Origin of the sequence: Candidatus Nitrotoga arctica, from assembly GCF_918378365.1 — a bacterium.
GTDB classification, from domain to species: domain Bacteria; phylum Pseudomonadota; class Gammaproteobacteria; order Burkholderiales; family Gallionellaceae; genus Nitrotoga; species Nitrotoga arctica.
In genome coordinates, this window is record NZ_OU912926.1 from 929,779 (window position 1) to 953,874 (window position 24,096).

Sequence of the window (24,096 nt, forward strand, 5' to 3'; positions counted from 1 at the left end):
ATTTTGCTTGTCTTCCCGTTACGTAGTGTTCAAGTGAATGAGAGCGATAATTTAGCTCGTTGATATTGCGGGGGCCAATGGGCACCGTATCCGTTTGTTCCGTGCCAAGGATATGTTCGGCTTGCATAGCTCGCAGATTAAATTCTAGCTTGTGATAATCAGGTTTCATACATTGACACAGTTGATAGACGGTTTAGTTGTGCTCGCGTTTCTTGATGTGTGCCGCATTGTCTATTCGAAATGAGCACAAACCTGTTATTTAACAACAGGCAGAAACTCAGAGGGTATCGCCCAGAGATGTGCTGCTACTAAAGCGCGCCAAGGCGAAAACTCAGCCAGCCAGCGCTCTGTGAAGTTCTCAGTAACTTTTTCCGTGGGACCAAGTAACAGTTGTAATTTGCGCCGAACGGCCGCATCTCCATGTAGCGAGCCATCGAGCCAGCCGAAACCACGAAGCAGCGCGTAATTGACGGTCCAAGGGCCTATGCCGCGTAAGCTTAGCAGTTGCTTGTGAATTTCCTCAACGGGTATCGTGGTCATCCATGTCTCCAGCGGCAGACGGTTTGCTGCAACCTCGCGGCTCAACATGATCAGCGTTTGAGCCTTGGTTTGCGAGAATCCTGCTTGGCGCAGTTCCGTTTCGCTCAAGTTTGCAACTTTATCTGCATCTGGATAACACGCCAGCCCAGAGGAATCTTTCACGCCAGTCAGCTGAATGAACTTGCGGCGCAGGGAAACCGCTGCACCAATGCTGATCTGCTGTCCGGTAATTGCCCAAGTCAGTGCTTCGAAAGGCGTTGCTGAAAGGGGCACCCGCAACCCGGGTTGCCGGGCAATGAGTAGTCCTAGTTGTGGATGGGTGCGATAGATGGACTCGAAGTCCTCGATTCGTTGCGTCAGGCCAAGCATGCGCCGCACTATCTGTACGAGCGTATCTTGATTGGCGTTCGTTACTCCATCAATGGCCAGTTCCACGTCGGCATGCCCAATCTCCAAGCGAATCGTCAAGGAAGCTGCCTGTCCCTCCCACATCAAGCCTTTTTGCAGACAATGCCCGTCAATTCGTTCAGCTACTGCCAACGTATCGCGGCCGTGGAAATCAAGCACATCATCAACTCGAAAATCATCGGCCAACGGAATCGAACACGATAGGTGTGTTCGCATTACCCGTTCCATTCCTTGACTCTGTACGTCGCATCGTGAAAGATTCGGTCAGTACAAATTCGCCGCTGGCGAAATGCCGTCCGGACTATTGAGCAGCGCGTGGCGATATTCACCGTATTTTCTCGAGCACACATGCCTGCTGCGCCTCTCGGTCAAGTAATGCGCGTTTTCGTTCGACGCCCCAGCGGTAACCGGACAAACCGCCATCGATACGCACTACGCGATGGCAGGGAATCGCCACCGCCAGCGCGTTGGCGGCACAAGCCCCGGCCACGGCACGGACAGCCTTGGGTGCTCCGATGCGTTGGGCGACGTTGGTGTAGCTGACGGTTTCGCCGGCAGGAATTTCTTGCAGGGCCTGCCAGACGCGCTGCTGGAAAGCTGTGCCCCGCACATCCAATGGTAGATCTAGGCCTATCCCCGGCGCTTCGACGAATCCGACTACCTTAGCTACGAGTTGCTCAAATTCTGCATCACTGCCCACCATAATGGCGTGAGGAAAACGGTCCTGCAGGTTACGCACCAACGTATCGGGTTCATCACCCAGGAGAATGGCACAGACACCGCGTTTGCTGGCTGCCACCAGTATCGCCCCGAGCGAACACTGACCGATGGCGAAGCGTATCTCAGTATTGGTCCCCCCGGCTCGGTAGTTGGTCGGTGTCATGCCCAAGATCTGATTCGATTTTTCGTAAAAGTGCCCGTTGGAGTTGTAGCCCGCATCATAGATCGCCTCGGTGACTGTGTTGCTCCGTTTCAGCCCGGTGTGGACGCGAGAAGCCCGATGGGCTGCCGCATAAGCTTTTGGGGTCATGCCGATGACGGACTTGAAGATACGATGTAAGTGGTAAGTGCTGAGTCCGGCATATTTCGCCAATTCATAAAGGCTGGGTGTCTGTTCGGCCGTCTCGATGAATCGACACAATTTGGTCACTAAGGTGGTGTGCGGCTCGGCCATCTGCGGTTGATCCGGCTGGCATCGTTTGCAGGGGCGAAAACCGGCTTGTTCGGCATGGGCGGCAGTAAGATGGAATTGTACGTTTTCGGGCCGGGCAGGACGAGATGGGCAAGAAGGACGACAATAGATCCCGGTCGTTTTGACTGAGTAGAAGAATGTTCCTTCCGCCGCAGGATCGCGAGCGACCACGGCGGACCAACGTGGGTCATTCAGCGTTGCTGCGGCGAGTCGTTCAGTCTTGGTGGCCATGTTCATTGTGTATTTTCAACGGTTTCAGGATGAAGAATTCTAGTCTAGCCATCGCTTGAAAAGGCTGCACTCCGAATCTTGCTTTTGAATTCGACGTGTCAATTGATCGCATAGGGCCACTAACCGTCTTAATGAAGGGACGCTCATTATCTAATAATGCAATTTTGGCTGCACCCGGCCTCGCTGGTACCAACCCCGTGCAGAATGCGAGCATCAATATTTTCCTCGATCACCCTTTCTCCATAAACTGCTCAAGATGTGCAAGAAAGGCGCGTGTCTTGACGGGCAGGTAGCGGCGCATGGGCATCACGGCCCAGGCGGGCACGGCGGGAAGGCGCCACTTCGGCAATATCCGCACCAAACGTTGGTGATGTACATCTTCTACTACGAAACGATCCGGTAACGCACCGATGCCCGCACCATCCAGTAAAAGCTGCTGGATCATGTCAGGTGAATTCAAGGTGAGACGTCCGGGGGGAACCCCTTCCCAAACAATCTTGCCATTTGTGAGTTTCCAAGGGACTGCGCTTCCTCGCGCCGAGAGTAAACGAACCGCCGTATGACGTTCTAACTCATCAGGATGCTGCGGTGCAGAATGAAGCGCGAGATAGATGGGGCTGGCGTACAGGCCGAAACCAAGCGCGTCGATCTTGCGCGCCACCAGCGTGGAGTCGCTTTCCAGCACCCCCATGCGAATGGCAAGATCGAAGCGTTCGCCGATCAGATCAACGCGCCTCGAAGACAGATCAAGATCAAGCTGTATCTCAGGATAGGTTTCGATGAAAGTGGCGATGGCGCGCGAGAAATGTTGCTTGGCATAGTCGCCCGGCATGGAAACGCGTAGTCGTCCGCGCGGCTGCACATCCTGACTGCGCACGAAATCTTGTGTGATAGCAACCTCTTCTGCAACGCGTCGGCAATGATCAAGGAATTCCTGACCAAAGTCGGTGAGTGTGAGTCGACGAGTCGTGCGCAACAGTAGCCGCTGCCCCAGTGCTGCTTCAAGATTCGTCAAGCGGCGAGAGACCGTGGCTTTGGGCATGGCGAGATGTTCGGCTGCACGCACCAAACTTTCTTGTTCGACGATGGTAGCGAACAGAATGTAGTCGTCAGCGGAGATATTCTTTTGTTCCATTTGTGGAACAGCTTATCCCATCTTCATGGCTTTATCTATCTTTTCGAGCCGTCTAAGATGTAGTCACATTAATTTAATGGAGAAATGAATATGAATACCATCAATCAAACAACGCTGCATCAATCGCGTGGCGTCGAGCGCATCATCGAAGGAGTTGCCACCTCGGACGGCGCCGGCGTGAAGCTCACTCGCGTACTGACGGGCAAACTGCAGCACCGCCTTGATCCATTTTTGATGCTGGATGCATTCGGCAGCGATAACCCGGACGACTACATCGCGGGTTTCCCGGATCACCCGCATCGGGGTTTCGAGACAGTAACCTATATGCTGTCCGGACGGATGCGGCATCGTGACAATGCAGGACACGAGGGGCTGCTGGAACAGGGTGGCGTTCAGTGGATGACCGCTGGGCGCGGCATTATTCATTCTGAAATTCCCGAGCAAAAAGACGGCGTGATGGAAGGTTTTCAGCTGTGGCTCAACCTGCCCGCGAAGGCCAAGATGGGCGAGCCGTGGTATCGCGACATTTCAAGTAAGGAGATTCCAGAATACATAACGGCAGAGAACGTTACCGTGCGTGTCATTGCCGGAATGAGTAACGGTGTGACAGGCGTCGTTACACGCGAAGAGACCGAACCCATGTATCTGGACATTCACTTGCCTGTGGGCGCTTCATTCTCGACGACATTGCCTGCCACGCATAACGCGTTCATTTACGTCTATCGCGGCACGGTAAAGGTGGGTGACACGCTGGTGGAGTCTCACCGCATGGGTATTTTGAGCAACACACCGCAAGCCGATGGCGTGACGCTCACAGCGACAGACGATGCGCGCCTGATTCTGATCGCCGGCCGGCCGCTCAACGAACCCATCGTGCAGTACGGGCCGTTCGTGATGAATACCCAGGAAGAGATTCATCAGGCGATGGACGATTTTAGGAATGGGCACTTTGCCTGAATCAAATAATTTCAAACCAACAAGGAGCATGACATGACTACCAACAATATTTTCAGGCAGATCAATGGCAATATCGTGAAATTGGTATTAATACCCGCGGTCAGCGCGTCGCTTGCGCTCGCCGCCAGACTTTTAGCGTCGGCAATCTTCATTGGTGCAGGATTCAGCAAACTGGGAGCGGGTTATGCGGGAGCGCAAGCCTATATGGCATCTGTCGGTCTCCCCGGTGAGCTTCTTCTCTTGGTGATCTCGCTGGAAATTGGGGGTGGACTGGCGTTGTTGCTTGGGTTTCAGACCCGCTTGGTGGCATTCGCGCTGTCGGTTTTTTGCATCGTTTCCGCTGTGTTGTTTCACTCTGGCGCAGACCCGATGCAACAGATCATGTTTATGAAAAATCTCGCGATGGGAGGCGGATTACTGGCCTTCACTTTATTTGGTGCGGGTCGTATGAGTCTGGATGGGGAAACACAGGTTCGAGTTTCTTAACATGGGGTCACTGGTGCGTATCAAGAGTACGCGCACCCATACCGGTTTGCTGGCACAGGCCAATCGTAAATGCGCTTACTTTTGGATAGGTAGGGTGGCATGATGTTGACTTTGTGCACCTTGCTTGGTGTCGCCAGCAGTTTATCAAGATGGCCTTTCCAGCGTGCAGGGATTACTCTCACTTGTGATGATATCCTTGGACGGATTGCCCAATCCAGCATCGACTTAATGCGGTCACGCAGATGGCTTATCGATGAGGCGACCCTCTCTGGAAGTACGATCGTTTTTGTGCCAAGATTCACTGCGGTCTCCCGAGTTGTTTTGACTGTTTGCAAGAAAATGATCGTGACACTCTTTGTTATATGATTTTTGTTATTTTTATAAAATTATTAAGTGTATTTTAAGGTGGGGGTTTCAACTCCGAAATTTTAGTTATGACAAAACAATTCATTCTCGGTACTCCACTTAGCTCCTCTGCTATCAAAGTTATGTTGCTGGGTAGCGGTGAACTCGGTAAGGAAGTTATCATCGCATTGCAACGCTTGGGTGTGGAGACTATTGCCGTGGATCGTTATCCCAATGCACCGGGACATCAGGTGGCACATCGCGCATATGTCATTAACATGACGGATGCTGCGGCATTGCGTAATCTGGTAGAGCTCGAACAGCCGCACCTTATCGTGCCGGAGATCGAAGCTATTGCCACCGATATGCTGGTCGAAATTGAGCGGGAGGGATTGGCGCGGGTCATTCCCACCGCACGCGCCGCTCAACTCACCATGCACCGTGAGGGAATTCGCCGCCTTGCGGCAGAAACATTGGGGCTGCCCACGTCTCCTTATGCCTTTGCCAATAGTCTGGAAGAATTACGTGCGGCGATTGATGACGGCATTGGCTATCCCTGCGTGGTGAAACCGGTGATGTCCTCCTCCGGCAAGGGACAGTCTAAAATCGACAGCGCAGCGGAGGTGGAGCAGGCTTGGAATTATGCCGCCAGCGGCAGTCGGGTGAACCAGGGGCGAGTAATCGTCGAGGGTTTTATTAATTTCGAATACGAAATTACCCAGCTCACCGTGCGTGCGATGGGCAGTAATGGCGAAGTCGAAACGCATTTCTGCGAACCAATCGGGCATGTCCAAATTCATGGTGACTATGTTGAAAGCTGGCAGCCGCAAGCTATGTCTGAACTGGCTTTAAAGCGCACACGCGATATCTCCAGGAAAGTTACGGACAATCTCGGAGGCTTAGGCATCTTCGGCGTCGAACTGTTCGTCAATGGTGATGATGTGTGGTTCAGTGAAGTCAGTCCGCGCCCGCACGACACGGGCATGGTTACGATGTGCAGTCAGATTCAGAATGAATTTGAGCTGCATGCGCGCGCCATACTCGGTCTGCCCGTGAACATTGCTTTGCGTGCGCCGGGCGCGAGTGCAGTGATTTATGGGCAACTGGAAGAATCGGCTATCGCTTTTACGGGTATTGATGAAGCGTTACGTGTCCCGGAAAGCGATTTGCGCTTATTTGGTAAACCGGAATCGTTTTCCAAACGGCGTATGGGCGTGGCGTTGGCAAACGGGGTAGATACCGACGAAGCGAGAATACGTGCCAAACTGGCCGCCAGTAAAGTGGTGCCAGTCAAGAGTTAGTCGTTCCTACCCGATCAAAGACAGCATTTACTTACTTATTGAAAGGGCGTGATCCAGATATTTAAAACACTGGACCACCCCGAGGCAGGAAAATAATTACTGTTACTGTCGAGAATTGGGATTACTGAGTTACCAGCTCGCGCAGCACATAAGGCAGGATGCCGCCATGGCGGTAGTAATCCACTTCGACGGGCGTGTCGATTCGTAGCAGCAGCGCAACTTGTTGCGTGCTACCGTCGCGGCGCTTGATGGTGAGCATTACATCCTGTTGTGGCTTAATGAAATTTGCGATGCCGGTGAGATTGAATGTTTCTTCGCCGGTTAGTTTGAGCGAAGCCACGCTGTCGTTGCCCTTGAACTGTAAAGGCAGCACGCCCATCCCCACCAGATTACTGCGATGAATGCGCTCGAAGCTCTTCGCTACTACCGCTTTTACGCCCAGCAATTGCGTGCCTTTCGCCGCCCAATCTCGAGATGAGCCAGTGCCGTATTCTTCTCCGGCGAAAATAACAGTTGGTGTGCCTTCAGCGATGTATTTCATCGCTGCGTCGTAGATCGCAATCTGTTCGCCGTTGTAAAGTGTGTAGCCGCCTTCAACGCGACTGCCGTCGGCATTGGGAGGCAGCATCAGATTCTTGATGCGCACGTTGGCGAAAGTACCGCGTATCATGACCTCATGATTGCCGCGGCGTGCGCCGTAGCTGTTGAAATCCTTGATAGCCACGCCTTTGCTTTGCAGGTATTTGCCAGCAGGGGTGGAAGATTTAAAACTGCCAGCCGGACTGATGTGATCGGTGGTAACTGAGTCACCGAAAATGCCCAGCGGCTTGGCATTGAGGATGTCGGAAACGCTACCGACGGTCATGGAAAAATCGTCGAAGAACGGCGGACGCGCGATGTAGGTGGAATCGTCCCAATGGTACTGGTTGCCGGTGGGGGCTGAAATGGCGTTCCATAGCGGCAGGTCGCGAGTAAGGTCACTATATAGCCTGCGATATACCATTGGGTCAGCGGCAAATTTCATTGCTGCATGGATTTCCGCACTGCTCGGCCAGATATCTTTCAGATAGACTGATTGACCGTTACGGCCGGTGCCAAGGGGTTCACTTTCCAGATTGATATTTACTCTGCCAGCCAGCGCGAACGCAACTACCAGCGGGGGGCTGGCGAGGAAGTTGGCCTTGATGTTGGCATGGACGCGTGCTTCAAAGTTGCGGTTGCCGGATAATACTGCTGCGGCGATCAGATCGTGGACGAGTATGGCATCTTCGATTTGTGCGCTCAGCGGGCCGGAGTTGCCGATACAAGTGGTGCAACCATAGCCTACCAGGCGGAAACCGAGTTGTTCCAGATAGGGCAGCAGACCAGAATGGGTCAAGTAATCCGTCACTACGCGCGAGCCGGGGGCTAGCGATGTTTTGATATGCGGTTGCACGCGCAGGCCTGCTTCTACTGCTTTTTTCGCGAGCAAACCTGCCGCCAGCATCACACCGGGGTTGGAGGTGTTGGTACAGGAAGTGATGGCAGCTATCAATACGTCGCCATGGCGGAGCTGTACTGCCGGCATCATTTGACCGCTTGTTTCGCAGCGCACGCTGGGTGTCGGGCGGTTGTCCATCATCTCGATTTCAGTCACGGTGCTGGTGTTATGCTTGCTTTGTGTGCCGGTGCCAGCCGGTGCGGTTTCCTGATCCTGCAGGCCACCACCGGCGATGGGTATACACACGTTTCCGCTAAGGTCAGCCAAGTCAGTAAGATAACGTTTTCCCAAATTTTCAGCGGGTTGGTTGAAACCGTTCTCTGCCACTGACTTGCTGAACAAGGTATTAAAATTCTCCTTCATCTCGGAGAGCGGTACGCGGTCCTGCGGGCGTTTTGGCCCGGCCAGAGAAGGCTGGATACTGTTCAAATCCAGCTCTATTACGCTGCTGTAATCGATTGCGCCTGCCTCAGGTATGCCATACAGCCCTTGCGCTTTGAAGTAGGCCTGGAAGGCATCCACTTCTTCATCGTTCCGTCCAGTATTACGCAGGTAGTCTAATGTGACGTCGTCCACCGGAAAGAAACCCATTGTTGCGCCATATTCCGGCGCCATGTTGGCGAGGGTGGCGCGATCCGGCAGGGTAAGCGCAGCGGTGCCTGCACCGAAAAATTCCACAAACTTCCCTACTACTTTATGCTTGCGCAGTAGTTCGGTGACGGTCAATACCAGGTCGGTCGCGGTGATTCCTTCGCGCAGCTTGCCCGTGAGATGAACGCCCACCACATCCGGCGTAAGGAAATATACCGGCTGGCCGAGCATGCCCGCTTCCGCTTCGATGCCGCCCACCCCCCATCCGACCACGCCGATACCATTAATCATAGTGGTGTGGCTGTCGGTACCTACCAGCGTATCGGGATAATAAACGCCGTCTTTTTGCAGTACGCCGCGCGCCAGATATTCCAGATTCACTTGATGCACGATGCCGATGCCGGGCGGCACCACCTTGAACGTATCAAATGCCTGCATGCCCCATTTCATGAATTTGTAGCGCTCATTATTGCGTTCAAACTCCAGTTCCATGTTGAGTCGCAGTGCATCCGGACTATTGTAATAATCCACCTGCACCGAATGATCCACCACCAGATCCACTGGTACCAGCGGTTCAATGATCATCGGATTCCTGCCCATCTTCGCAGCGGCATCGCGCATGGTGGCGAGGTCAACTAGCAGCGGGATGCCGGTAAAATCTTGCAACACAATACGTGCCACTACGAACGGAATTTCTTCGGTGCGCGGTGAATTCTGCTGCCAGTTCGCCAGCTGGCGGATGTGCGCTTCGCTGATCTTCTTGCCATCGTAATTGCGCAGCACCGCTTCCAGCACAATGCGAATGGAAACTGGCAAGCGTGAAATTTTGCCCAGCCCTGCTGTTTCGAGTGCTTTCAAGGAATATAGCGTGCCAGTCTTGCCGTTGGCAAGGGTGAATGTTTGACGAGTGTTGAACAGATTATGCGACATGGCAATGGCTCCGAATGAAAGCTATGAGCGAAAAGAAAGAACGCGATTATAACGCGGCAGGGGTGGATCGGGCATCGATCAGCTAAAACTGAAGGTGCTACAAGATGAACAATGCAGCATATCTGCAAAGTCTGAACAGTTAACAAAAAATGTTTTTAAGTGAGACAGGTCGCGAAATAAATGGATTTTTTATTAAGAATAAGCAGTTTGCTTATTCTCTTTTTTTTGGTGTCGCTCCACTATTAAAACCGTAATCAGATTCTTATGTGGCTGGTGGGAGGTTTTCTCCAGGAAAATCGTGACAAGTTAGCTAAAGCACGGAGTTAATTTATGAGCACTGATAACAGCGACAAAACAAACGGCCTGCTTGCCAACCCATTGCCCATTGTGATGTTAGTACTACTGACGGCAGGTGTGGTGGTCAAAAATGTGAATCTGAATAGCGCGCGCCCAATTGATCCAGAAAAATTCATTGTACAGAGCAAAAACATACAGGATATTGAGGCGCGGCTGTGGCAGGATCCGTTCGCAGCAATAGTGAAGCATGAAAAGAATTTTCCTAAGGGTAAAGGTAAAGATGAGTCGGACCATAAGATTTCAGTGCTGAAAGCTCCCATTTCAGAATATTTGAAACGCGATAAATCCAATCCCAATGAGTTGTTGACTGTTGTCGCAGTTAGTGTTTTTGGTAATTCATACGTCGAAGCGGCCGAATATCGGCGTCGCTCACGTTTCGCAGTGGTCTCGGCACTAAGTAGGAATCACTTCTATCCCCAAAACCCCGACGCGATAGGCTACTTTAAAACCACTGTAAATGGCCAGAGTTTGAATGTACCTTTCGAGTGGTATGAGCGGGAAAAATCCCCAAAATCTAGTGTGTTGGTGCTCTGGTTGGACGAGGAAAAATTTAACGATAAACCGTTAACGGAGCTGAAATTGTTGTTTGGTGATTTGTCTAAATTCAAAGGGACCAGTAATAAACTCAACTTCAAGCTGGTCGGGCCGGCGGGTTCAAGGATGTATGCGGCGCTAAAAAAGGAAGCAAAGAATCAACCAAAGAATCAACCAAAGTATGGTCAGCCGGCACGTCAGTTTGAACTGGAAAAAAACGTTACGCTCCAAGTGTTCTCACCCGGCGCGACTATTTCCGACTGCAGTGTTAGCGAACCAGATAAAAAGAGTGTAGCGAAATGCATATTCAAAGATCAACCAACATCCGATTCTCAGAAAAACCCTGATGTTAAGAAAAAACCATCTGAAGTAGTACCACCCTGGATCGTCCGCACGATTGGCACCGACGATGTGCTATCGGTCGCTTTGCTGTGGGAGCTATGGCAGCGCGGCGTCAATCGTGAGTCATGGTCAGATTTTACATGGGCACAGCCTGTGGATAATAGTAAAACTGAAAGTCCTTCGAGTACTTGCAGGGATGGTTTGATTTTGATCAGCGAGCAGGACACCAAATATGCTCGCACTCTATCTCTGAATATCACCCATAATTTCTCGTTTTTGTGCGATACCAAGAGCGATCTCAGTGTGCCAAAACTGGTGCGCAGATTTACCTACCTGCGCGGGTTGGACGGCGTTCTACCTGATAGAGACAAGTCGGATACTAATGCATCGCACAAGGAGGATGGGGAAAAATCAAAGGATCCGCTCGCGCAACTCAAAGATGCGCCGAAAGAGCACGCCGAAGGACGTAGCCAATATGACTACCTCCGGCGGCTTGCCGACGAGATTGCAGAGCTTGATAAGGACAGCAAGTTTGCAAAAAACGGCATTAAGGCAATCGGTATCGTCGGTTCTGACGTATACGACAAACTCCTGATCCTCCAGGCGCTTAAAAGCCGTTTTAAGGACAAGGTATTCTTTACTACTGATCTCGACGCGCGTTACCTGCATGCTGATCAGAAGGATTGGGCGCGCAACCTCGTGGTCGCATCCAACTTTGGCTTATCGCTGAGCCCAGAATTGCAGAATCGGACTTTACCGTTCCGAGATGGCTACCAGACCGCAACTTATCTTGCTACGTTGATGGCGCTCTACCCTGAGGTGATCGACAGTAAGGTGATGGTCGATTGGCCCACCAAAATGAAAAAGTGGCTGCATCCGCAGATATTCGAGATAGGCCGGACTAAGGCGGTACATGTCGCTACGCTGACTAATGATGATCTCTACAATTGGTACCTCCGCGGGATTAACGGCTCTGAATCCAAAATTATTCCCCAAGACATTATCCCCCCTAAACCACCCTGTAAACCCGAGGATTCGGCTGAGGTGGAGTGTATGAAACCCTGTGAAATTGATAAGTTTGCGGTGTGCACTACGGGCATTGAGCCGATCTGGCCTCTGCTTAGGCCATCATTTAAGCATGCGACTGAAATTTTCTTAATGGTCATTTTTGGATTTGCTTTGATCGCCATGGCAAGCCGTTATGTTCATAAGATGTTGCGCACCGCGATAAATTTGCTGATATTTCCTGCGAATGCGAAAGCCGCAATATTCTGGAAGTGGGGCGCGGTTTTGCTCGTTTCTGTAGTGCTTTATATCTCCATGTGTATCTGGAATATTATAAGAGAGATGAATGATTCACTTAAGCATGGAATCGGTGAGCCTTTCTTGTGGTTGGAGGGAATCAGCGTTTGGCCGAGTCTGATATTAAGCTTCATCGGCCTCGCGCTCACGCTTTTGCTCGCGCTCGCGCTGTGGATTTGGATCAGGCGAGAGGCGCGTCTCATTTCCACGCGTTTCAAATTTGGCCTGCCGCAGACCTGGAAGCGGAAGCGCAGATGGTACTCCGCAATGTTCGCCGGCCCATATGTCGATCTGACCTTATTCAATAGAGAAGATAAGGTCGACCTGAAGACAGTGTATTCAGGGGTCGAGATCGCAACCTTGTGGCAGAACTACTTATGTGCCACCGGCATGCGCGAGATGAAGGGCTGGATCTTATTTTCCACTGCGATTGTAGTTTTACTTGGCTATGCGGCGTTCCAGGTTTTCGGCATGCCAATATTTCCTCATCGCGGCCAGCTTGTGGAGAAACTGGACTTCTTTCTTGTATCCCTCAATGCGCTGGTGCTGTGGCTCGTCATCTTCTGGGTCGTCTTTCAGACGCGCGCTTGCGAGCAGTTTATCAAGATGCTGAGCAATATGCGCAGCTTGTGGCCGGAGGAGTTGCTCGAGCAAGAGGAGGGCGAGACCGGAGTTCCACGGGCATTTCTCGCGGACTACCTTGATTTTAAGTTGGTTATGAGCGTTGCTCAACGCGTCCACTGGCTTATCTACCTGCCATTCATTCCGATCTTTTTCATGGCAATCGCGCGGAACGAACTCTTTGATGCGATGTATTTTCCGCTTGTGCTAGCCTTTTTCATCGGACTCGTGCTGGTCTATGCGTTATGCTGCGAGGTATTACTGCGTCGAGCCGCCGTAATGGCGCGCAACAAGGCGCTCGACTACTACGAAATGCTATTGTGGCGGACACTGGCCTCGCGCCCGCCGAAAAGCAATGCTAAAAAAAATCCTGAAGACGGGAGCTCCGGACCTGGCACGGTCAATGGTGTGGTTGCTAGCCCGGCTTCGAAGGATGACTCGGCGTCGACCGCAACCAACAACAAGGATTCAGACTCCACTGAGCCGCCCATTAGAGCGGAACAGATCAAACTGTTGATGGAGCGTATTCGTAGTAATCGTGAAGGCGTGTTTGCCCCCATCACTGAACAGCCAGCACTACGCGCTCTACTTATGCCCTTCGGTGGTTTTGGCGGCGTGCAGCTCTTTGAGTATTTGATGAACCTCACACCGTGAGGTTGGCTCGTCCAAGGTTACAGGATAGGTTTAGCCATGGCTAAACGTTTCTATATTCGAGATGGGCCAGCGCTCCCAAGCCCGCAGTACGTCCGCTTGCAAAACAGGCGGTGAGAAGATAGCCGCCGGTGGGCGCTTCCCAGTCCAGCATTTCGCCCGCACAGAATACGCCGGGCATGGCGCGCACCATCAAGCATTCATCCAGCGCCTCGAAGGCGACGCCCCCCGCGCTGCTGATGGCTTCATCCAGTGGACGAGGTGCGATGAGTCGTAACGGCAATGATTTAATCGCAGCCGCAAGGCGCTCGGGGTTCGCGAAGTCTGAGGGCGGCGCCAGTTCGCGCAGCAGGCCAGTTTTTACCCCCTTGATGTTTGCTCGGCTCTGCAAATGGCTGGCCATCGAGCGAGAACCGCGCGGATGCGCTATCTCGGCGATGACGCGCGGCAAATCTTTTCCGGGCGTCAGATCGAGGTAAATGACCGCCGCGCCTGTCGCTGCAATCGCATCGCGCAGGAGTGCAGACAACGCGTAGATAAGTCCGCCTTCAATCCCGGTCGCCGTCACCATGAGGTCACCCTGTTGACGGTGGATCCCTCCCGCTGCATCGATAAAGGTCACAGTCACCGCTTTTATTGGATGCCCAGCGAAACGGGAGCTAAGGTACTCGCTCCAGCTGACATCGAACCCGCAGTTTGCGGGCCGTAATGGCACAACGGGAATACCGCGCTGTTCGAGCAGCGGCACCCATGCGCCATCGGAACCGAGTCGTGCCCAACTGCCGCCACCCAGTGCCAGCACCACTGCATCGGCATTCGCGGTGTGCTCGCCCTGTGGTGTGGCAAAACGAAGCGCACCATTTTCATTCCACCCATACCAGCGATGGCGCATATGAAAATGCACGCCTGCATCACGTAAGCGGTGCAGCCAGGCGCGCAAGAGCGGCGCTGCTTTCATGTCAGTCGGAAATACGCGCCCGGACGTGCCGACGAATGTCGCTATGCCAAGGTCGTGCACCCACTCTCGCAGAGCCTCCGGCCCGAAGGAGTCAAGCAGCGGCTTGACTTGGACGCGGCGTGCACCGTAGCGTGAGAGGAATGGTTCCATTGGCTCGGAATGCGTGATATTCATGCCACCTTTGCCAGCCATCAGAAACTTCCGCCCCACGGATGGCATGGCATCGTAAAGATCGACCCGCACGCCACCCCGAATCAATACCTCTGCAGCCATCAGTCCGGCAGGTCCGCCGCCGATGACGGCAACCGACCAGGCGTTTAGCTTATTCTTCATCCAGCAACTGTCCTGCAATCGCCCAGTTCTCGTCCGGCAGTTCGTCGAAGGTAATGTGGGTATAGGACTTCGGTTTGTACGCGATGCGTTCGAGGGTATCGGTGATCTCTGCTGCGATCTTGGCTTTCTGCTCGCGACTGAGGGAACCGGCGATGCGAATGTTGACGTACGGCATGGTGTTTTCCTGAGTGAATAAAAATGGAGCAATGTGAAATAGAGTGGTTAATTGCAATAAGCATTTAGAGGCCAAGCCTTCAAATAGTCAGACTAGAAGCGCTGTTATTCTACGGCGCAGGAAGCATTTGTACTTCATTCAAATCAGGATAAATTAAAAGCCAGCAAGCTACCATCTGGTCAGGTAACTTCATGTGAAAAACATATGGATCGGACAGAACGTTTTTACAAAATTGAACAACTGCTGATTTCACGTCGAGTAGTACCAATTTCTATCTTTCTGGAAGTGCTTGAAATTTCGCAGGCCACTTTTAAGCGTGACCGGGATTACCTGCGTGACCAAATGCCCCCTTTCCCAACTGATCGACCACAATGCTTGGACGTTCTCACATAAGTGGCCAAATATTTTTCTTGGCTGATACGGCTGGCATTCAGCATGATTGAACTATTGATCGGTATCCCAAGTTGATCCATCAGTTTTTTTCGCGCTATTTCTCTGCCTAATAATGAAACAGGCAAGTGCACCTTCAAAAGGTAGGCTTCATTATTTATTTCTGCATACTGAAAATCTCTACACTGATAGTTGTTAAAATATTCAACATATTTTTACCCTGCGCTACCGCCCCAAACTGCACCACTTCACCACTGCGTACGTCACTGATCGTTGCACGCTTTCCATTCACTGTGACTTTCGTACTTAAAGGGTTATACGCATACGTCACCCCTCCAATCACCATTTCGCTCTCATCTACGTGGATTTCACCCACCTGGCCACTCTGCTGGACTAGATTCACTGGCGTGGCCCAGGTACTGCTTCCCGACTGGGGTGGTTCAAGCAGCATCCTGGCATGCGCCAAGCTACTGAAAAAAATGGCTGAAACTAATATCGCAACAAGCTGCCTCATCATTCACTTCTCCTATTGAAAAATCTGTCGCCATCTTGAACGATACAGTGTGGACGGCAGTGTGTTCGAATCAATATCCCACACGCCTGCGGCGGTTAGATCAAAGTGGATAAATAGCAATCACCCACAAGCTGCTAGAGTCTATTAACTATTTCCTCCAACACTCGGCTATCGTGCCTAAGCTATTTCCCTGTATCCCGGCATCAGTCAGCGTATAGGTGCCGCACGTATCATTAGCCATGACTCCAGTAGGTACCGCACTTAGCGTAAAATCCTGGCCTGCCACTGTACTAGACGTTGGGGTGATGATGTATTTTGCAATTCCGGCTTTTGGTGAAGCTGGGTATGGCAAAACGATAATAGCTCCCGTGCTGGTTTGGTTATAGCGGTTAGCTGTAGTGTAATTCCGTTCAAGAAACTGAACGTTCTCCAGTAATATAGCGCGCGCCTCCGCCCGGTTTGCACGGAACACATACTGTGTGTAACTGGGATAAGCAATCGCAGCGAGAATGCCGATGATCGCCACCGTGACCATCAGTTCAATCAGCGTAAACCCAGGCTGGCGTTTAAGCATTGCCCGCAACGCGGGCCGTGCGGGTGTAACCATATCGGCGTGTCTCTCAATCTTATGTACTCGCATGGAACCCTCCCCGTTTATTGCAAAATTTCCCGCCAGTTAACGCGACCACCAGACAAGGAACCGAAATTAATCAATGGCGTACTTAGCATGCCGTTGGTCAGCGAGGCAATACCAATCCCGACCGAACTACCTACTGCTCCTTTGATAAACGTCGTACCTCCGATGGCGGCGCCGATCTTCATTCCACCGATGCCCGCATCTGTACTATTAAAAACACCATCCTTATTACCGTCAAATACCAGCAAACCAGGCTGAGCTCCGGTCAGACTATCCACAGCCATCAACCAACCCGTCCCCCCAGAAGCGCATGGTACCGTGGAAGGAATCAAGGTATTAAAGAAAAACTTATCGCTCTCCAGTTTGGGGACGCCGGTCAGACGCTCCCCTGAAGCAGGAAGGTCGAGGAGCCAACCCTTCTTTGTTGTCCAATCAATCAACGTGCCTGATATCGTACGCTTCCCAAGTGGATCAAGCATGGTACGCACTTCCAACGCGCTCGCCAGCACCGTACCCGAACCACTGTCGCGTACACCATATATCGTTTGCGTGGCGGTGGTCGCGTTGTCTGTCAGTTCCAGATATTTGCCCGTTCCAAATAACACCATGTTACCGCCCGATGGATGAGAGAACACTCCGGGGGGAGTCGTAATCGGCTTGGTTGTCCCGCTACTGAACAAGAGTGAGGCGACGGGGGTGGAGGGGGTGCTGATATCGAACCGCCACATATTACCCAGTAGATCGCCCGCGTAGGCAACATCTACCATGCCATCGCCATCACTATCGTAAGGTACGGGTGTCGACAAACCGTTGTTAGGTCCACCATCCGCCACCACTTTAAAGTAATCGCCCAAGGTAACCCAACTGCCATCTATCCCCTTTTCAATGTTCAGCAGATACAACGCCGCCTTGCCACTCGTGCTGTTGTAACCATTGCCGACGACTGCTGCCCAATTGCCGTTTTGCAGCTTGACGATCTGCTTGGCCTGACTATTACCCGAATCCTGTGGGGGCAGGTTATACGCGTACCCCATATCCGTGTCATCGGCATCAGTGAATTCCCATAACAACAAATCAGCCGCATTGCCAGCGCTGAAGGTGGGCGCAGACATGCTGGTCAGATTGGGGTTGGTGATATCGAGCGCAAAATAACCCTTGCCGCCGCTGTTCATATTGCCGATCAACACGGTGCGCCACTTGTCTACGCTACTGCCTGTCAGTGATGGCAAATACACATCGGCTGACATGGGTGTGCCATCTACCATGTAGCGATGGTTCTGGTTATAGTTTTGAGCAGTGAGCTGGCTCAGGGAGCCAAACATTTGCGATGGTACATAGGCGATCACCTCATTTCCCCCGGTGGAAACCGGGTTTCCGCTGCTATCAAGCTGCGCATCGAAGCCATGCAACATGCCATCGTTTGCCCCTACGTATACCACCGGTTTACGACTCAAATACCTCACGCGAAAAGCAGCATAGCCAGGGTTATCGACATCCGAATAACCGGCTTTGGGTGCACCTACATAAAGCGGGCCGGAGTTGACGATATCGCCAAGGATGCTGCCATTCACCGTTGACGCGTTGCGAGCACGGAACTGTCCCGGCGAAGTACCTTCGTTGGTTGCCTCACCACGCAGGTAATCCAGGCGAGCGGAACCCAGTCCATCGTTGACATTCAGATTGTTAGTGTTGAGCAAGGTTTGCTGGCTAGTGGGTGTACCAAACGTCAGGTTTGCCCATTCGAAACTCACTCCGTCAGCCGCCCCCTTGGTCAAGATGACCCGGCTAGCGGGTACCATAGCATCAAGCTTGGGGGCGGCATCCCATTTCTCCGTCAGAACCACCGAGCCACTGCCGGTGTTGAGGCGGAGCGAAACCAGTTGCCCGCTCCAGTCTGCCGTTTGAAATTTAGCCTGGAATATATAATTGTCGATCTGAAGATTTGCCGTGTTGGTGGCAACGGCAGCTGCGGATCCGGTTTTCGCAAGTATGTCGCTGAAGATTGTGCTAAATGTGGAATTCAGCGAAATAAGGTCGTTCGCAAAAAAAGCAGAGGTCGTGCCGCCCGCGACCGCCATTTGATTGAGCGGATTGGGCGGATTGCTGACGAAATAATTATTGGTAAATTCCGGCAAGGCAAAACCGATGACGTATGTTTCGACTGGACGCGCACCACTGTTCAAATTAGTCACTGCGGTAACTGCGTTTACCACCTCACTCGCCGAAAATGGCTGCCCGACGCCATATGTAACGGCTCCGCCGGACGCAGTTTGGCTAGGTAATCCATTGGTCAATAATACGGCGAAATCGTGACCACACGCAGCTATCGGTGCCGCCTGCGCCCCGCCTTGAGCCGCATTAAAGTTCGTGGTGGCGCCATTATAGTAATCCTTGGCTGTCCTGAATGTTCCGGTAATGGGAGACAAACCCGAATTTATCAGGGGCGCGTTAGGATTCGTAGGTGTATTTCCCCCTGATATGGCGGTAGGGTTGTCGTTCCAAACACCTCCGACAAGAGTGGGCACAACACTTGTTGCCAGCTTCACGTTAAGCTTACCTGCTTGAACCGTATCCAGGCTTACGATCGGCACATGCAAATAGCCCAAACCGGGGCTACCATTGGCAAACCAAGTCGGCCCTTGATCAGAAGAGGTTAGTATTTGGCCAAAGTCGTCAATGTTCTGTGCAAAATCACTCTCTGTCGGACCAAAATTTGCACTGAATTGATACGCTAACGCATCATATCCTGCACCGGTCACACCTGGTGCAGCATTCGAAATACCTGTCTTGGTACTGTAGCAAGCGTAGCTGGTATGGTCACCCACAAAGGTGGGCGTGGTTCCCCCTACCGGAACTGAATAACAAAAACTGTTACCCCCCGGCGTTGGCGAGTAATAAGGTAAATTTACGTTGTAATATACGCAATCAACCTTACCACCGCCGCTCGCCGTACATGCCCCGGCCACATTAGGACTGCTGGAGTTAGGAATTTTAAATTTCTTATGGGTTACGCTATCTCTTGCACCCGTCCAGGCCGGATCATAAGTGGCGGGATCAAAGCTGGCATCGTAAGGGCTTTGATTCAGCCACTGATGCACCACACTACTTTGCTGGTATGCCATCAAACCCATATTGATCCGGCCGGTGTAATTCGCCACCAGCGTCCGGGCTGCGATACGGGCGATCTCTGATTTACTGGTTGGGTTGTTGCTACCCACAGCCAAGCCTGTGGGGTCTTCATCCATGGCGTTAGAGTTACTGAAAATCAGCAGCACATTGGCTTTTGTCGCGGAAAGGACAAACAGAGGGGTCTGGCTTATGAGTAATGCGCCACTTGCCACCCCGTAATACCCCACCGAAAAAGTGACCAACAGCGTCAGCGTCAATAGTTTTCGTTTGAAAGCCTTCATAAAATGCACTCCTTTGAATAAGCTGTTAAGGGCGCCTCTAAAAATTCAAGTTTCCAGGCAAGACAAGGCACGAGTAAAAATTTTAGCGCTGCCTGCGATTGATATGTAAGCGATACTTTTTTAAAGTAACGCCACATGGTGACTAAAGCGGATAAGTAGGCAAGCCGCAAAGTGGCTACGCCAAAAATTGGATTTTTAGAGATGTCCTTAACAACAACTTGTACAGTTGTCCGAGCTTGTCCAGTAATTCCCAGCCACATGCAGTAATACGGAATGGAATCTGCGCCCCGATACACCATCACTGCTGCTCGACATATTTTGTCCAGGAAGCGGGACGGAAGGTTGAATAAGCTCGATGATGTAATGTGGTTGCAGATAGTTTTCATGGCTCTACTTTTCGATTAAACAACACTGCTATGGCCTGTAAACTTCCTGCAACCACACCACCGTATTGGCGTTCGCGCCTTGCGCGCGCACGGTGATGCGGTAGTAATAAACAGTTGTACCTGATCCGTTTTTCTCGATGCCTTCGATGATGTAACGGGGCTGCGCCGAAAGTCCGGCAATACCTGTCGCGCCCGTATAGGTGCCATATGCAACGCTGGGCGCAGCCGTCATACTGACCACGCTCCAGACTGGAGTGGTAATCCAATTTGTTCCATTAGCATTCCCTGCGGGTCCGTTGTAACACAGGCCAGCAGTACAGGCTGAGTCGAAGTTGGTCAGCCCGGAAATAGCCGGTACTCGAGTGGTGCCTGCACCCCCGCGAATATCACGCTCGGCATCACGCAACGCCATTTCGGCTGCCTGCATGGCTAGGGATCGATCCCGCATATTGCCCGACATGCGTTCTTCAAGGCTGGACATGCGCGCTGCCGTGACGGAAATCAAAGTCAACACCACCAGGAAAATCAGCCCGGTAATCAAGGCGACACCATGCTGACGATTAACTGGTCGAGTATTGCAGCGTTGATTTATCATGATTTTAAGGCGCAGCAGCAACGCGGTTACGCAGGTTGTAGGTAGCCACAAAGCTGCGATGCAGGCGCAGATCCCCGGCAGATGCTGTGGTAAAGCCCGTCGCCGAGGTATCGACACCTAGCGCACCTGCACAGTTCAGATATCTTTGCGGAGAGGTGGTCAGACCATTATTGGCCGATCTAATCTGCACACAAACGCGCGCGGTCACGACACTTGGCAACTGTGCTACAGTGGGCGCTGACACATATAAATCAGCTGACCGATAGTTTGGGCTTCCGGAAACATCGGTATCATCAATGCCGTACACCACCTGAAGGTCTTCGACATTTTCAACCAGTGGCTGCACGCCTCCTCCACTGACCGTACATCGCAGATCAGTACCGGTGATGCTAAATGTGTTGGTAACCACTTGGCCTACTGTAGCTATACCACTAATACAATCACGGGCTATCCAACTAGGGGAAATAAATTCTTCACTCCCCGCATAAAATTGCACAGTTAGCGCATCAGTGGTGGCACCATTAACTCCCCCAATAGCGTCACATACACCCGGTACATTACATTGCAACGCGGTTGCCGTTTTGTTGAAATTCATTTCCGCATTCGCGCCTGCCTGCCGGATGCTGCGGCCAATCACTTCCAGCGCATATCTACCTGCTTCCTGAAGGCGGGCGTTATCTTCCTGAACCCGGTAGGTCTGCCGACTGCCGATGAAAATCGAACCAACGGCCAGCAGCACAATCAGACCCAGCGTAATCGCAATCATGAGTTCCACTAGCGAAAAACCTTCCTGATGCCTAGGCATACCAAGTTGAGGCATTGCTTTGTGGGGCGAAGACAACATGCTTCTCATGGGGTGATACTCGTCACAAAGCAACGCATGTTGGCTGGCGACCCGACCGGACAGCTCGGATCGGCGACCCCTCCCATACTCTTTTCAGTCCACATAACGGTGATGTTGAATACCCAGTTGCCCGTGGCTGCGGTACATCCCGCTGCAGCAGGGCCATCTGCACACACGACGGTTCCATTGCCGCTAGGCAACAAGGTTGCATTGGCCGTGTTCCACTGACGATGGTCGGAAATGGCCATATTTTCGGGGGTGCAGGCCGCTGCGAAGCAGTCGGGGTTTCCAACCGGGAGGCCTGCCGTCAAATTGTTGTAACTAAAACCATGAAGCGAACCCGCGCCAGCCAGATTGGCGCGCAACCGATCGGCGATGTCGTACGCCTGTTGGGTGGCAATGCCGCGATAATAGGCAGTCTGATTGTTGCTTAGGCTGGCGGCTTGCAATCCCGCCAGCCCGATCAAGCCAAGTGACAGCACCACGATTGCCACAAGGACTTCGAGCAGAGTGAAGCCGGATTGTGTTTTGGTCAGGGGCATGCTGAGGTTCCTGTGTTAGTCGTTACCCGCCCTTGCAAACTCACCATAATGGCCCGCCCACTTGCTGGTCCACGACCGTCGCAAAGACGGAAAGTGTCACCGTTGGGGGAAAAACCGGAGCTTTGATACGTTACACGTTGTCTCACCGCCGTGCGTAGCGTATTGCCATTTTCTAGCGGTTGCCGCACTTGCAGCACTGTTTCGCCTGCATCCACCATTGCATCGCCATTGGGATTAATAAATACCAGCCAGCCCGCATCCCAATTAAATACAGTCGCACCTGAACAGGTAGCATTGTCCAAACGGCTACATACTGAAACCCGAACACCGCGCTTGATGGCTTCACTTCTGGCGTAATTGAGTGCGGTGACCAGGTCATTCGTTTGCCCGACCAGGCGACTGTTCTGCACAAACGTAATGAAGTTGGGCACAGCGATTGACAGCAAAATTGCCAAAATTGCGATCGTGACCAGCAATTCGATTAGCGTGAGCCCCGTTTGCCCACGCAATGTATCGACTCTTTGCTTACCTAATAATGGGAGTTTGTTTTCCATAGCTCATTCTATCGATAGGCTTGAAACAAATACCACTTTGCTCAGACCAATGGTCACCTTGCCAGAATATACGGACAGCTCATTGGGTTTACTTTGGCGTAGCTCACCACATACTTGTTATCGGCACTGACATCGTTAACTTTAATACAGACCAAGCCTAATTGCAGACTTCCACAATCCCATAGCCCGTTTGTTAGAATAAGCAGCTATTTCAAGCCTTTTCATAGACTCATAATATTGTTGTAGGCATTGGCGTCTCAGGCTGCGGCACGGGAGCAAGACACGTTCCACCGGCATTCCCATCGGCAAATGCCCTGCCTCGTAGCTAAATGGGGTGTCGAGCTAAATCTGCATAGGTAACGTGCATCAGGCGGTGTGGATGGGGTAAAAGGTGTGTGCCAAACCAACGCGGCGGACAGTGTGACGTAGGTGCTGCGGGTAATCTGTGTCGGCCTTCGGTGCATCCGTAGTTGTGTATGATGCTGACTTGCGATCTCCCTTGGTGACATTCCGGACGCTTTCCGCGTCCTGAGTGGTGAAAATCAGCTCTAGCATCGCGGTGCGATGCGTACATGGGTATGCCGCCATGCCTCGTACGATTTTCCATCATGCTATAACCATAATACTTACCATATGAGTTGCGACTGCTTGGCGAGCCAAAGTTTAGAGTGTGTCGTCCAGGATTTTTCGTGAGTATTTAATTCAATTTGTCGAAGTCATTGGAGTTTCATACATAACTGAAGTTCGTTGGAGTGAAAGCACAAGTGTGATGACAGCTTAATTAGCACAGTGGAGCCGGGAGGGGTTGTCGGTTCAACTGATGCCTTGTTAATATAGAAATATGCGGCTGACGATATGAATGGCATTGTTCAGTACAGTACGTTAGATTCTTGGTGAGAAAAACTCTATAAGATTAAATAAATATGTTTCATTCAATCCGTCAATCAAATTTTTCATTGCCAGTGCGGGTGTTTTTCCAAGACACCGATGCAGGAGGAGTGGTATATCATGGTAGCTATGTGAACTTTTTGGAGCGCGCGCGGACTGAGTGGTTACGGGAGTGTTATGGTTACAGTAATAAGGGGTTGATGAGCGAATTTGGTATGGTGTTTGTGGTTCGTTCACTAAGGCTGGATTATCTCAAGCCCGCTTTGCTTGATGATTTACTTGCTGTCAGCGCGCAACTGAAGGATCTCGGGCGTAGTCGTGTGACCTTGTGTCAGCAAGTGTTGCGCGGCGAGGATGTACTGGTTGAGGCGGAAATAGATCTTGTATGCGTGACAATGGATAATTTCAAGCCGGTGAGTGTGCCGGAAGCATTGCGAGAGCAATGGAAAAATTAAAGGATATTGTAA

General features: G+C 51.9%; 20 protein-coding genes. 5 read left to right on the plus strand and 15 right to left on the minus strand.

Features of this window, described 5'->3' with window-relative positions:
* Positions 1 to 255: 255 nt before the first annotated feature.
* From MKZ32_RS04205 to MKZ32_RS04215, 3 genes are all read right to left on the minus strand, one after another.
* Positions 256 to 1,164 carry a DNA-3-methyladenine glycosylase family protein gene (locus MKZ32_RS04205; protein WP_239796115.1) on the minus strand — a complete coding sequence of 303 codons (909 nt, stop codon included), beginning with the start codon at positions 1,162 to 1,164 and terminating at the stop codon, positions 256 to 258.
* 109 nt (positions 1,165 to 1,273) lie between these two features.
* Positions 1,274 to 2,377 (minus strand): bifunctional DNA-binding transcriptional regulator/O6-methylguanine-DNA methyltransferase Ada, encoded by a 1,104-nt coding sequence (gene ada / locus MKZ32_RS04210; RefSeq protein WP_239796116.1) that lies wholly within the window; start codon positions 2,375 to 2,377, stop codon positions 1,274 to 1,276.
* A 223-nt stretch (positions 2,378 to 2,600) separates the two neighbouring features.
* Positions 2,601 to 3,506 (minus strand): LysR family transcriptional regulator, encoded by a 906-nt coding sequence (locus tag MKZ32_RS04215; protein WP_239796117.1) that lies wholly within the window; start codon positions 3,504 to 3,506, stop codon positions 2,601 to 2,603.
* Positions 3,507 to 3,596: 90 nt separating this feature from the next.
* Here MKZ32_RS04215 and MKZ32_RS04220 point away from each other — a divergent pair, with 90 nt between their 5' ends.
* The 3 genes from MKZ32_RS04220 to purT all read left to right on the plus strand — a co-directional run bounded on the left by MKZ32_RS04220 (position 3,597) and on the right by purT (position 6,595).
* Entirely contained in the window at positions 3,597 to 4,463 is an 867-nt protein-coding gene (locus MKZ32_RS04220) for a pirin family protein (RefSeq protein WP_239796118.1), read from the plus strand.
* Between the two features lie 33 nt (positions 4,464 to 4,496).
* A complete protein-coding gene (locus MKZ32_RS04225) occupies positions 4,497 to 4,949 on the plus strand; it encodes a DoxX family protein (protein WP_239796119.1) in 453 nt (150 codons plus the stop codon).
* Between the two features lie 434 nt (positions 4,950 to 5,383).
* Positions 5,384 to 6,595 (plus strand): formate-dependent phosphoribosylglycinamide formyltransferase, encoded by a 1,212-nt coding sequence (gene purT, locus MKZ32_RS04230; RefSeq protein WP_239796120.1) that lies wholly within the window; start codon positions 5,384 to 5,386, stop codon positions 6,593 to 6,595.
* A gap of 121 nt (positions 6,596 to 6,716) precedes the next feature.
* Here purT and MKZ32_RS04235 read toward each other — a convergent pair whose 3' ends face one another.
* The gene (locus MKZ32_RS04235) at positions 6,717 to 9,596 is read right to left on the minus strand and encodes an aconitate hydratase (protein ID WP_275584248.1); all 2,880 of its coding nucleotides are present in this window, start codon (positions 9,594 to 9,596) and stop codon (positions 6,717 to 6,719) included.
* Positions 9,597 to 9,926: 330 nt separating this feature from the next.
* Here MKZ32_RS04235 and MKZ32_RS04240 point away from each other — a divergent pair, with 330 nt between their 5' ends.
* Positions 9,927 to 13,406, plus strand: a complete 3,480-nt coding sequence (locus MKZ32_RS04240) for a hypothetical protein (protein WP_239796121.1) — start codon at positions 9,927 to 9,929, stop codon at positions 13,404 to 13,406.
* 40 nt (positions 13,407 to 13,446) lie between these two features.
* Here MKZ32_RS04240 and MKZ32_RS04245 read toward each other — a convergent pair whose 3' ends face one another.
* From MKZ32_RS04245 to MKZ32_RS04300, 11 genes are all read right to left on the minus strand, one after another.
* A complete protein-coding gene (locus MKZ32_RS04245; RefSeq protein ID WP_239796122.1) occupies positions 13,447 to 14,694 on the minus strand; it encodes a TIGR03862 family flavoprotein in 1,248 nt (415 codons plus the stop codon).
* Entirely contained in the window at positions 14,684 to 14,869 is a 186-nt protein-coding gene (locus MKZ32_RS04250) for a tautomerase family protein (protein WP_239798093.1), read from the minus strand. The genes MKZ32_RS04245 and MKZ32_RS04250 overlap by 11 nt, the downstream gene beginning before the upstream one ends.
* A 547-nt stretch (positions 14,870 to 15,416) precedes the next feature.
* Positions 15,417 to 15,776: a hypothetical protein gene (locus MKZ32_RS04255; RefSeq protein ID WP_239796123.1), complete on the minus strand. Its 360-nt coding sequence runs from the start codon at positions 15,774 to 15,776 to the stop codon at positions 15,417 to 15,419.
* Between the two features lie 145 nt (positions 15,777 to 15,921).
* Positions 15,922 to 16,413 (minus strand): type IV pilin protein, encoded by a 492-nt coding sequence (locus MKZ32_RS04260; protein WP_275584249.1) that lies wholly within the window; start codon positions 16,411 to 16,413, stop codon positions 15,922 to 15,924.
* A gap of 14 nt (positions 16,414 to 16,427) precedes the next feature.
* Positions 16,428 to 19,820 (minus strand): pilus assembly protein, encoded by a 3,393-nt coding sequence (locus MKZ32_RS04270; RefSeq protein WP_239796124.1) that lies wholly within the window; start codon positions 19,818 to 19,820, stop codon positions 16,428 to 16,430.
* Positions 19,817 to 20,206: a hypothetical protein gene (locus MKZ32_RS04275; protein WP_239796125.1), complete on the minus strand. Its 390-nt coding sequence runs from the start codon at positions 20,204 to 20,206 to the stop codon at positions 19,817 to 19,819. Before MKZ32_RS04275 ends, MKZ32_RS04270 begins: the two co-directional genes overlap by 4 nt.
* A 28-nt stretch (positions 20,207 to 20,234) precedes the next feature.
* Positions 20,235 to 20,801, minus strand: a complete 567-nt coding sequence (locus MKZ32_RS04280; protein ID WP_239796126.1) for a pilus assembly PilX family protein — start codon at positions 20,799 to 20,801, stop codon at positions 20,235 to 20,237.
* Between the two features lie 4 nt (positions 20,802 to 20,805).
* Positions 20,806 to 21,606 (minus strand): PilW family protein, encoded by an 801-nt coding sequence (locus tag MKZ32_RS04285; RefSeq protein WP_239796127.1) that lies wholly within the window; start codon positions 21,604 to 21,606, stop codon positions 20,806 to 20,808.
* 44 nt (positions 21,607 to 21,650) lie between these two features.
* Positions 21,651 to 22,187: a type IV pilus modification protein PilV gene (pilV, locus tag MKZ32_RS04290; RefSeq protein WP_239796128.1), complete on the minus strand. Its 537-nt coding sequence runs from the start codon at positions 22,185 to 22,187 to the stop codon at positions 21,651 to 21,653.
* Positions 22,178 to 22,741, minus strand: a complete 564-nt coding sequence (locus tag MKZ32_RS04295) for a GspH/FimT family pseudopilin (protein ID WP_239796129.1) — start codon at positions 22,739 to 22,741, stop codon at positions 22,178 to 22,180. Before MKZ32_RS04295 ends, pilV begins: the two co-directional genes overlap by 10 nt.
* A 366-nt stretch (positions 22,742 to 23,107) precedes the next feature.
* Positions 23,108 to 23,329, minus strand: a complete 222-nt coding sequence (locus MKZ32_RS04300; protein ID WP_239796130.1) for a hypothetical protein — start codon at positions 23,327 to 23,329, stop codon at positions 23,108 to 23,110.
* Between the two features lie 335 nt (positions 23,330 to 23,664).
* Between MKZ32_RS04300 and ybgC the strand changes: the two genes are divergently transcribed.
* The gene (gene ybgC / locus MKZ32_RS04305) at positions 23,665 to 24,084 is read left to right on the plus strand and encodes a tol-pal system-associated acyl-CoA thioesterase (RefSeq protein WP_239796131.1); all 420 of its coding nucleotides are present in this window, start codon (positions 23,665 to 23,667) and stop codon (positions 24,082 to 24,084) included.
* The last annotated feature ends 12 nt before the right edge of the window (positions 24,085 to 24,096 follow it).

Bases quoted from the DNA above. Each gene is read 5' to 3' on its own strand.
- MKZ32_RS04205 (WP_239796115.1), bottom strand. From the start codon at position 1,164: ATGCGAACACACCTATCGTGTTCGATTCCGTTGGCCGATGATTTTCGA.
- ada (WP_239796116.1), bottom strand. From the start codon at position 2,377: ATGAACATGGCCACCAAGACTGAACGACTCGCCGCAGCAACGCTGAAT.
- MKZ32_RS04215 (WP_239796117.1), bottom strand. From the start codon at position 3,506: ATGGAACAAAAGAATATCTCCGCTGACGACTACATTCTGTTCGCTACC.
- MKZ32_RS04220 (WP_239796118.1), top strand. From the start codon at position 3,597: ATGAATACCATCAATCAAACAACGCTGCATCAATCGCGTGGCGTCGAG.
- MKZ32_RS04225 (WP_239796119.1), top strand. From the start codon at position 4,497: ATGACTACCAACAATATTTTCAGGCAGATCAATGGCAATATCGTGAAA.
- purT (WP_239796120.1), top strand. From the start codon at position 5,384: ATGACAAAACAATTCATTCTCGGTACTCCACTTAGCTCCTCTGCTATC.
- MKZ32_RS04235 (WP_275584248.1), bottom strand. From the start codon at position 9,596: ATGTCGCATAATCTGTTCAACACTCGTCAAACATTCACCCTTGCCAAC.
- MKZ32_RS04240 (WP_239796121.1), top strand. From the start codon at position 9,927: ATGAGCACTGATAACAGCGACAAAACAAACGGCCTGCTTGCCAACCCA.
- MKZ32_RS04245 (WP_239796122.1), bottom strand. From the start codon at position 14,694: ATGAAGAATAAGCTAAACGCCTGGTCGGTTGCCGTCATCGGCGGCGGA.
- MKZ32_RS04250 (WP_239798093.1), bottom strand. From the start codon at position 14,869: ATGCCGTACGTCAACATTCGCATCGCCGGTTCCCTCAGTCGCGAGCAG.
- MKZ32_RS04255 (WP_239796123.1), bottom strand. From the start codon at position 15,776: ATGATGAGGCAGCTTGTTGCGATATTAGTTTCAGCCATTTTTTTCAGT.
- MKZ32_RS04260 (WP_275584249.1), bottom strand. From the start codon at position 16,413: ATGCGAGTACATAAGATTGAGAGACACGCCGATATGGTTACACCCGCA.
- MKZ32_RS04270 (WP_239796124.1), bottom strand. From the start codon at position 19,820: ATGAAGGCTTTCAAACGAAAACTATTGACGCTGACGCTGTTGGTCACT.
- MKZ32_RS04275 (WP_239796125.1), bottom strand. From the start codon at position 20,206: ATGAAAACTATCTGCAACCACATTACATCATCGAGCTTATTCAACCTT.
- MKZ32_RS04280 (WP_239796126.1), bottom strand. From the start codon at position 20,801: ATGATAAATCAACGCTGCAATACTCGACCAGTTAATCGTCAGCATGGT.
- MKZ32_RS04285 (WP_239796127.1), bottom strand. From the start codon at position 21,606: ATGCCTAGGCATCAGGAAGGTTTTTCGCTAGTGGAACTCATGATTGCG.
- pilV (WP_239796128.1), bottom strand. From the start codon at position 22,187: ATGCCCCTGACCAAAACACAATCCGGCTTCACTCTGCTCGAAGTCCTT.
- MKZ32_RS04295 (WP_239796129.1), bottom strand. From the start codon at position 22,741: ATGGAAAACAAACTCCCATTATTAGGTAAGCAAAGAGTCGATACATTG.
- MKZ32_RS04300 (WP_239796130.1), bottom strand. From the start codon at position 23,329: ATGGCGGCATACCCATGTACGCATCGCACCGCGATGCTAGAGCTGATT.
- ybgC (WP_239796131.1), top strand. From the start codon at position 23,665: ATGTTTCATTCAATCCGTCAATCAAATTTTTCATTGCCAGTGCGGGTG.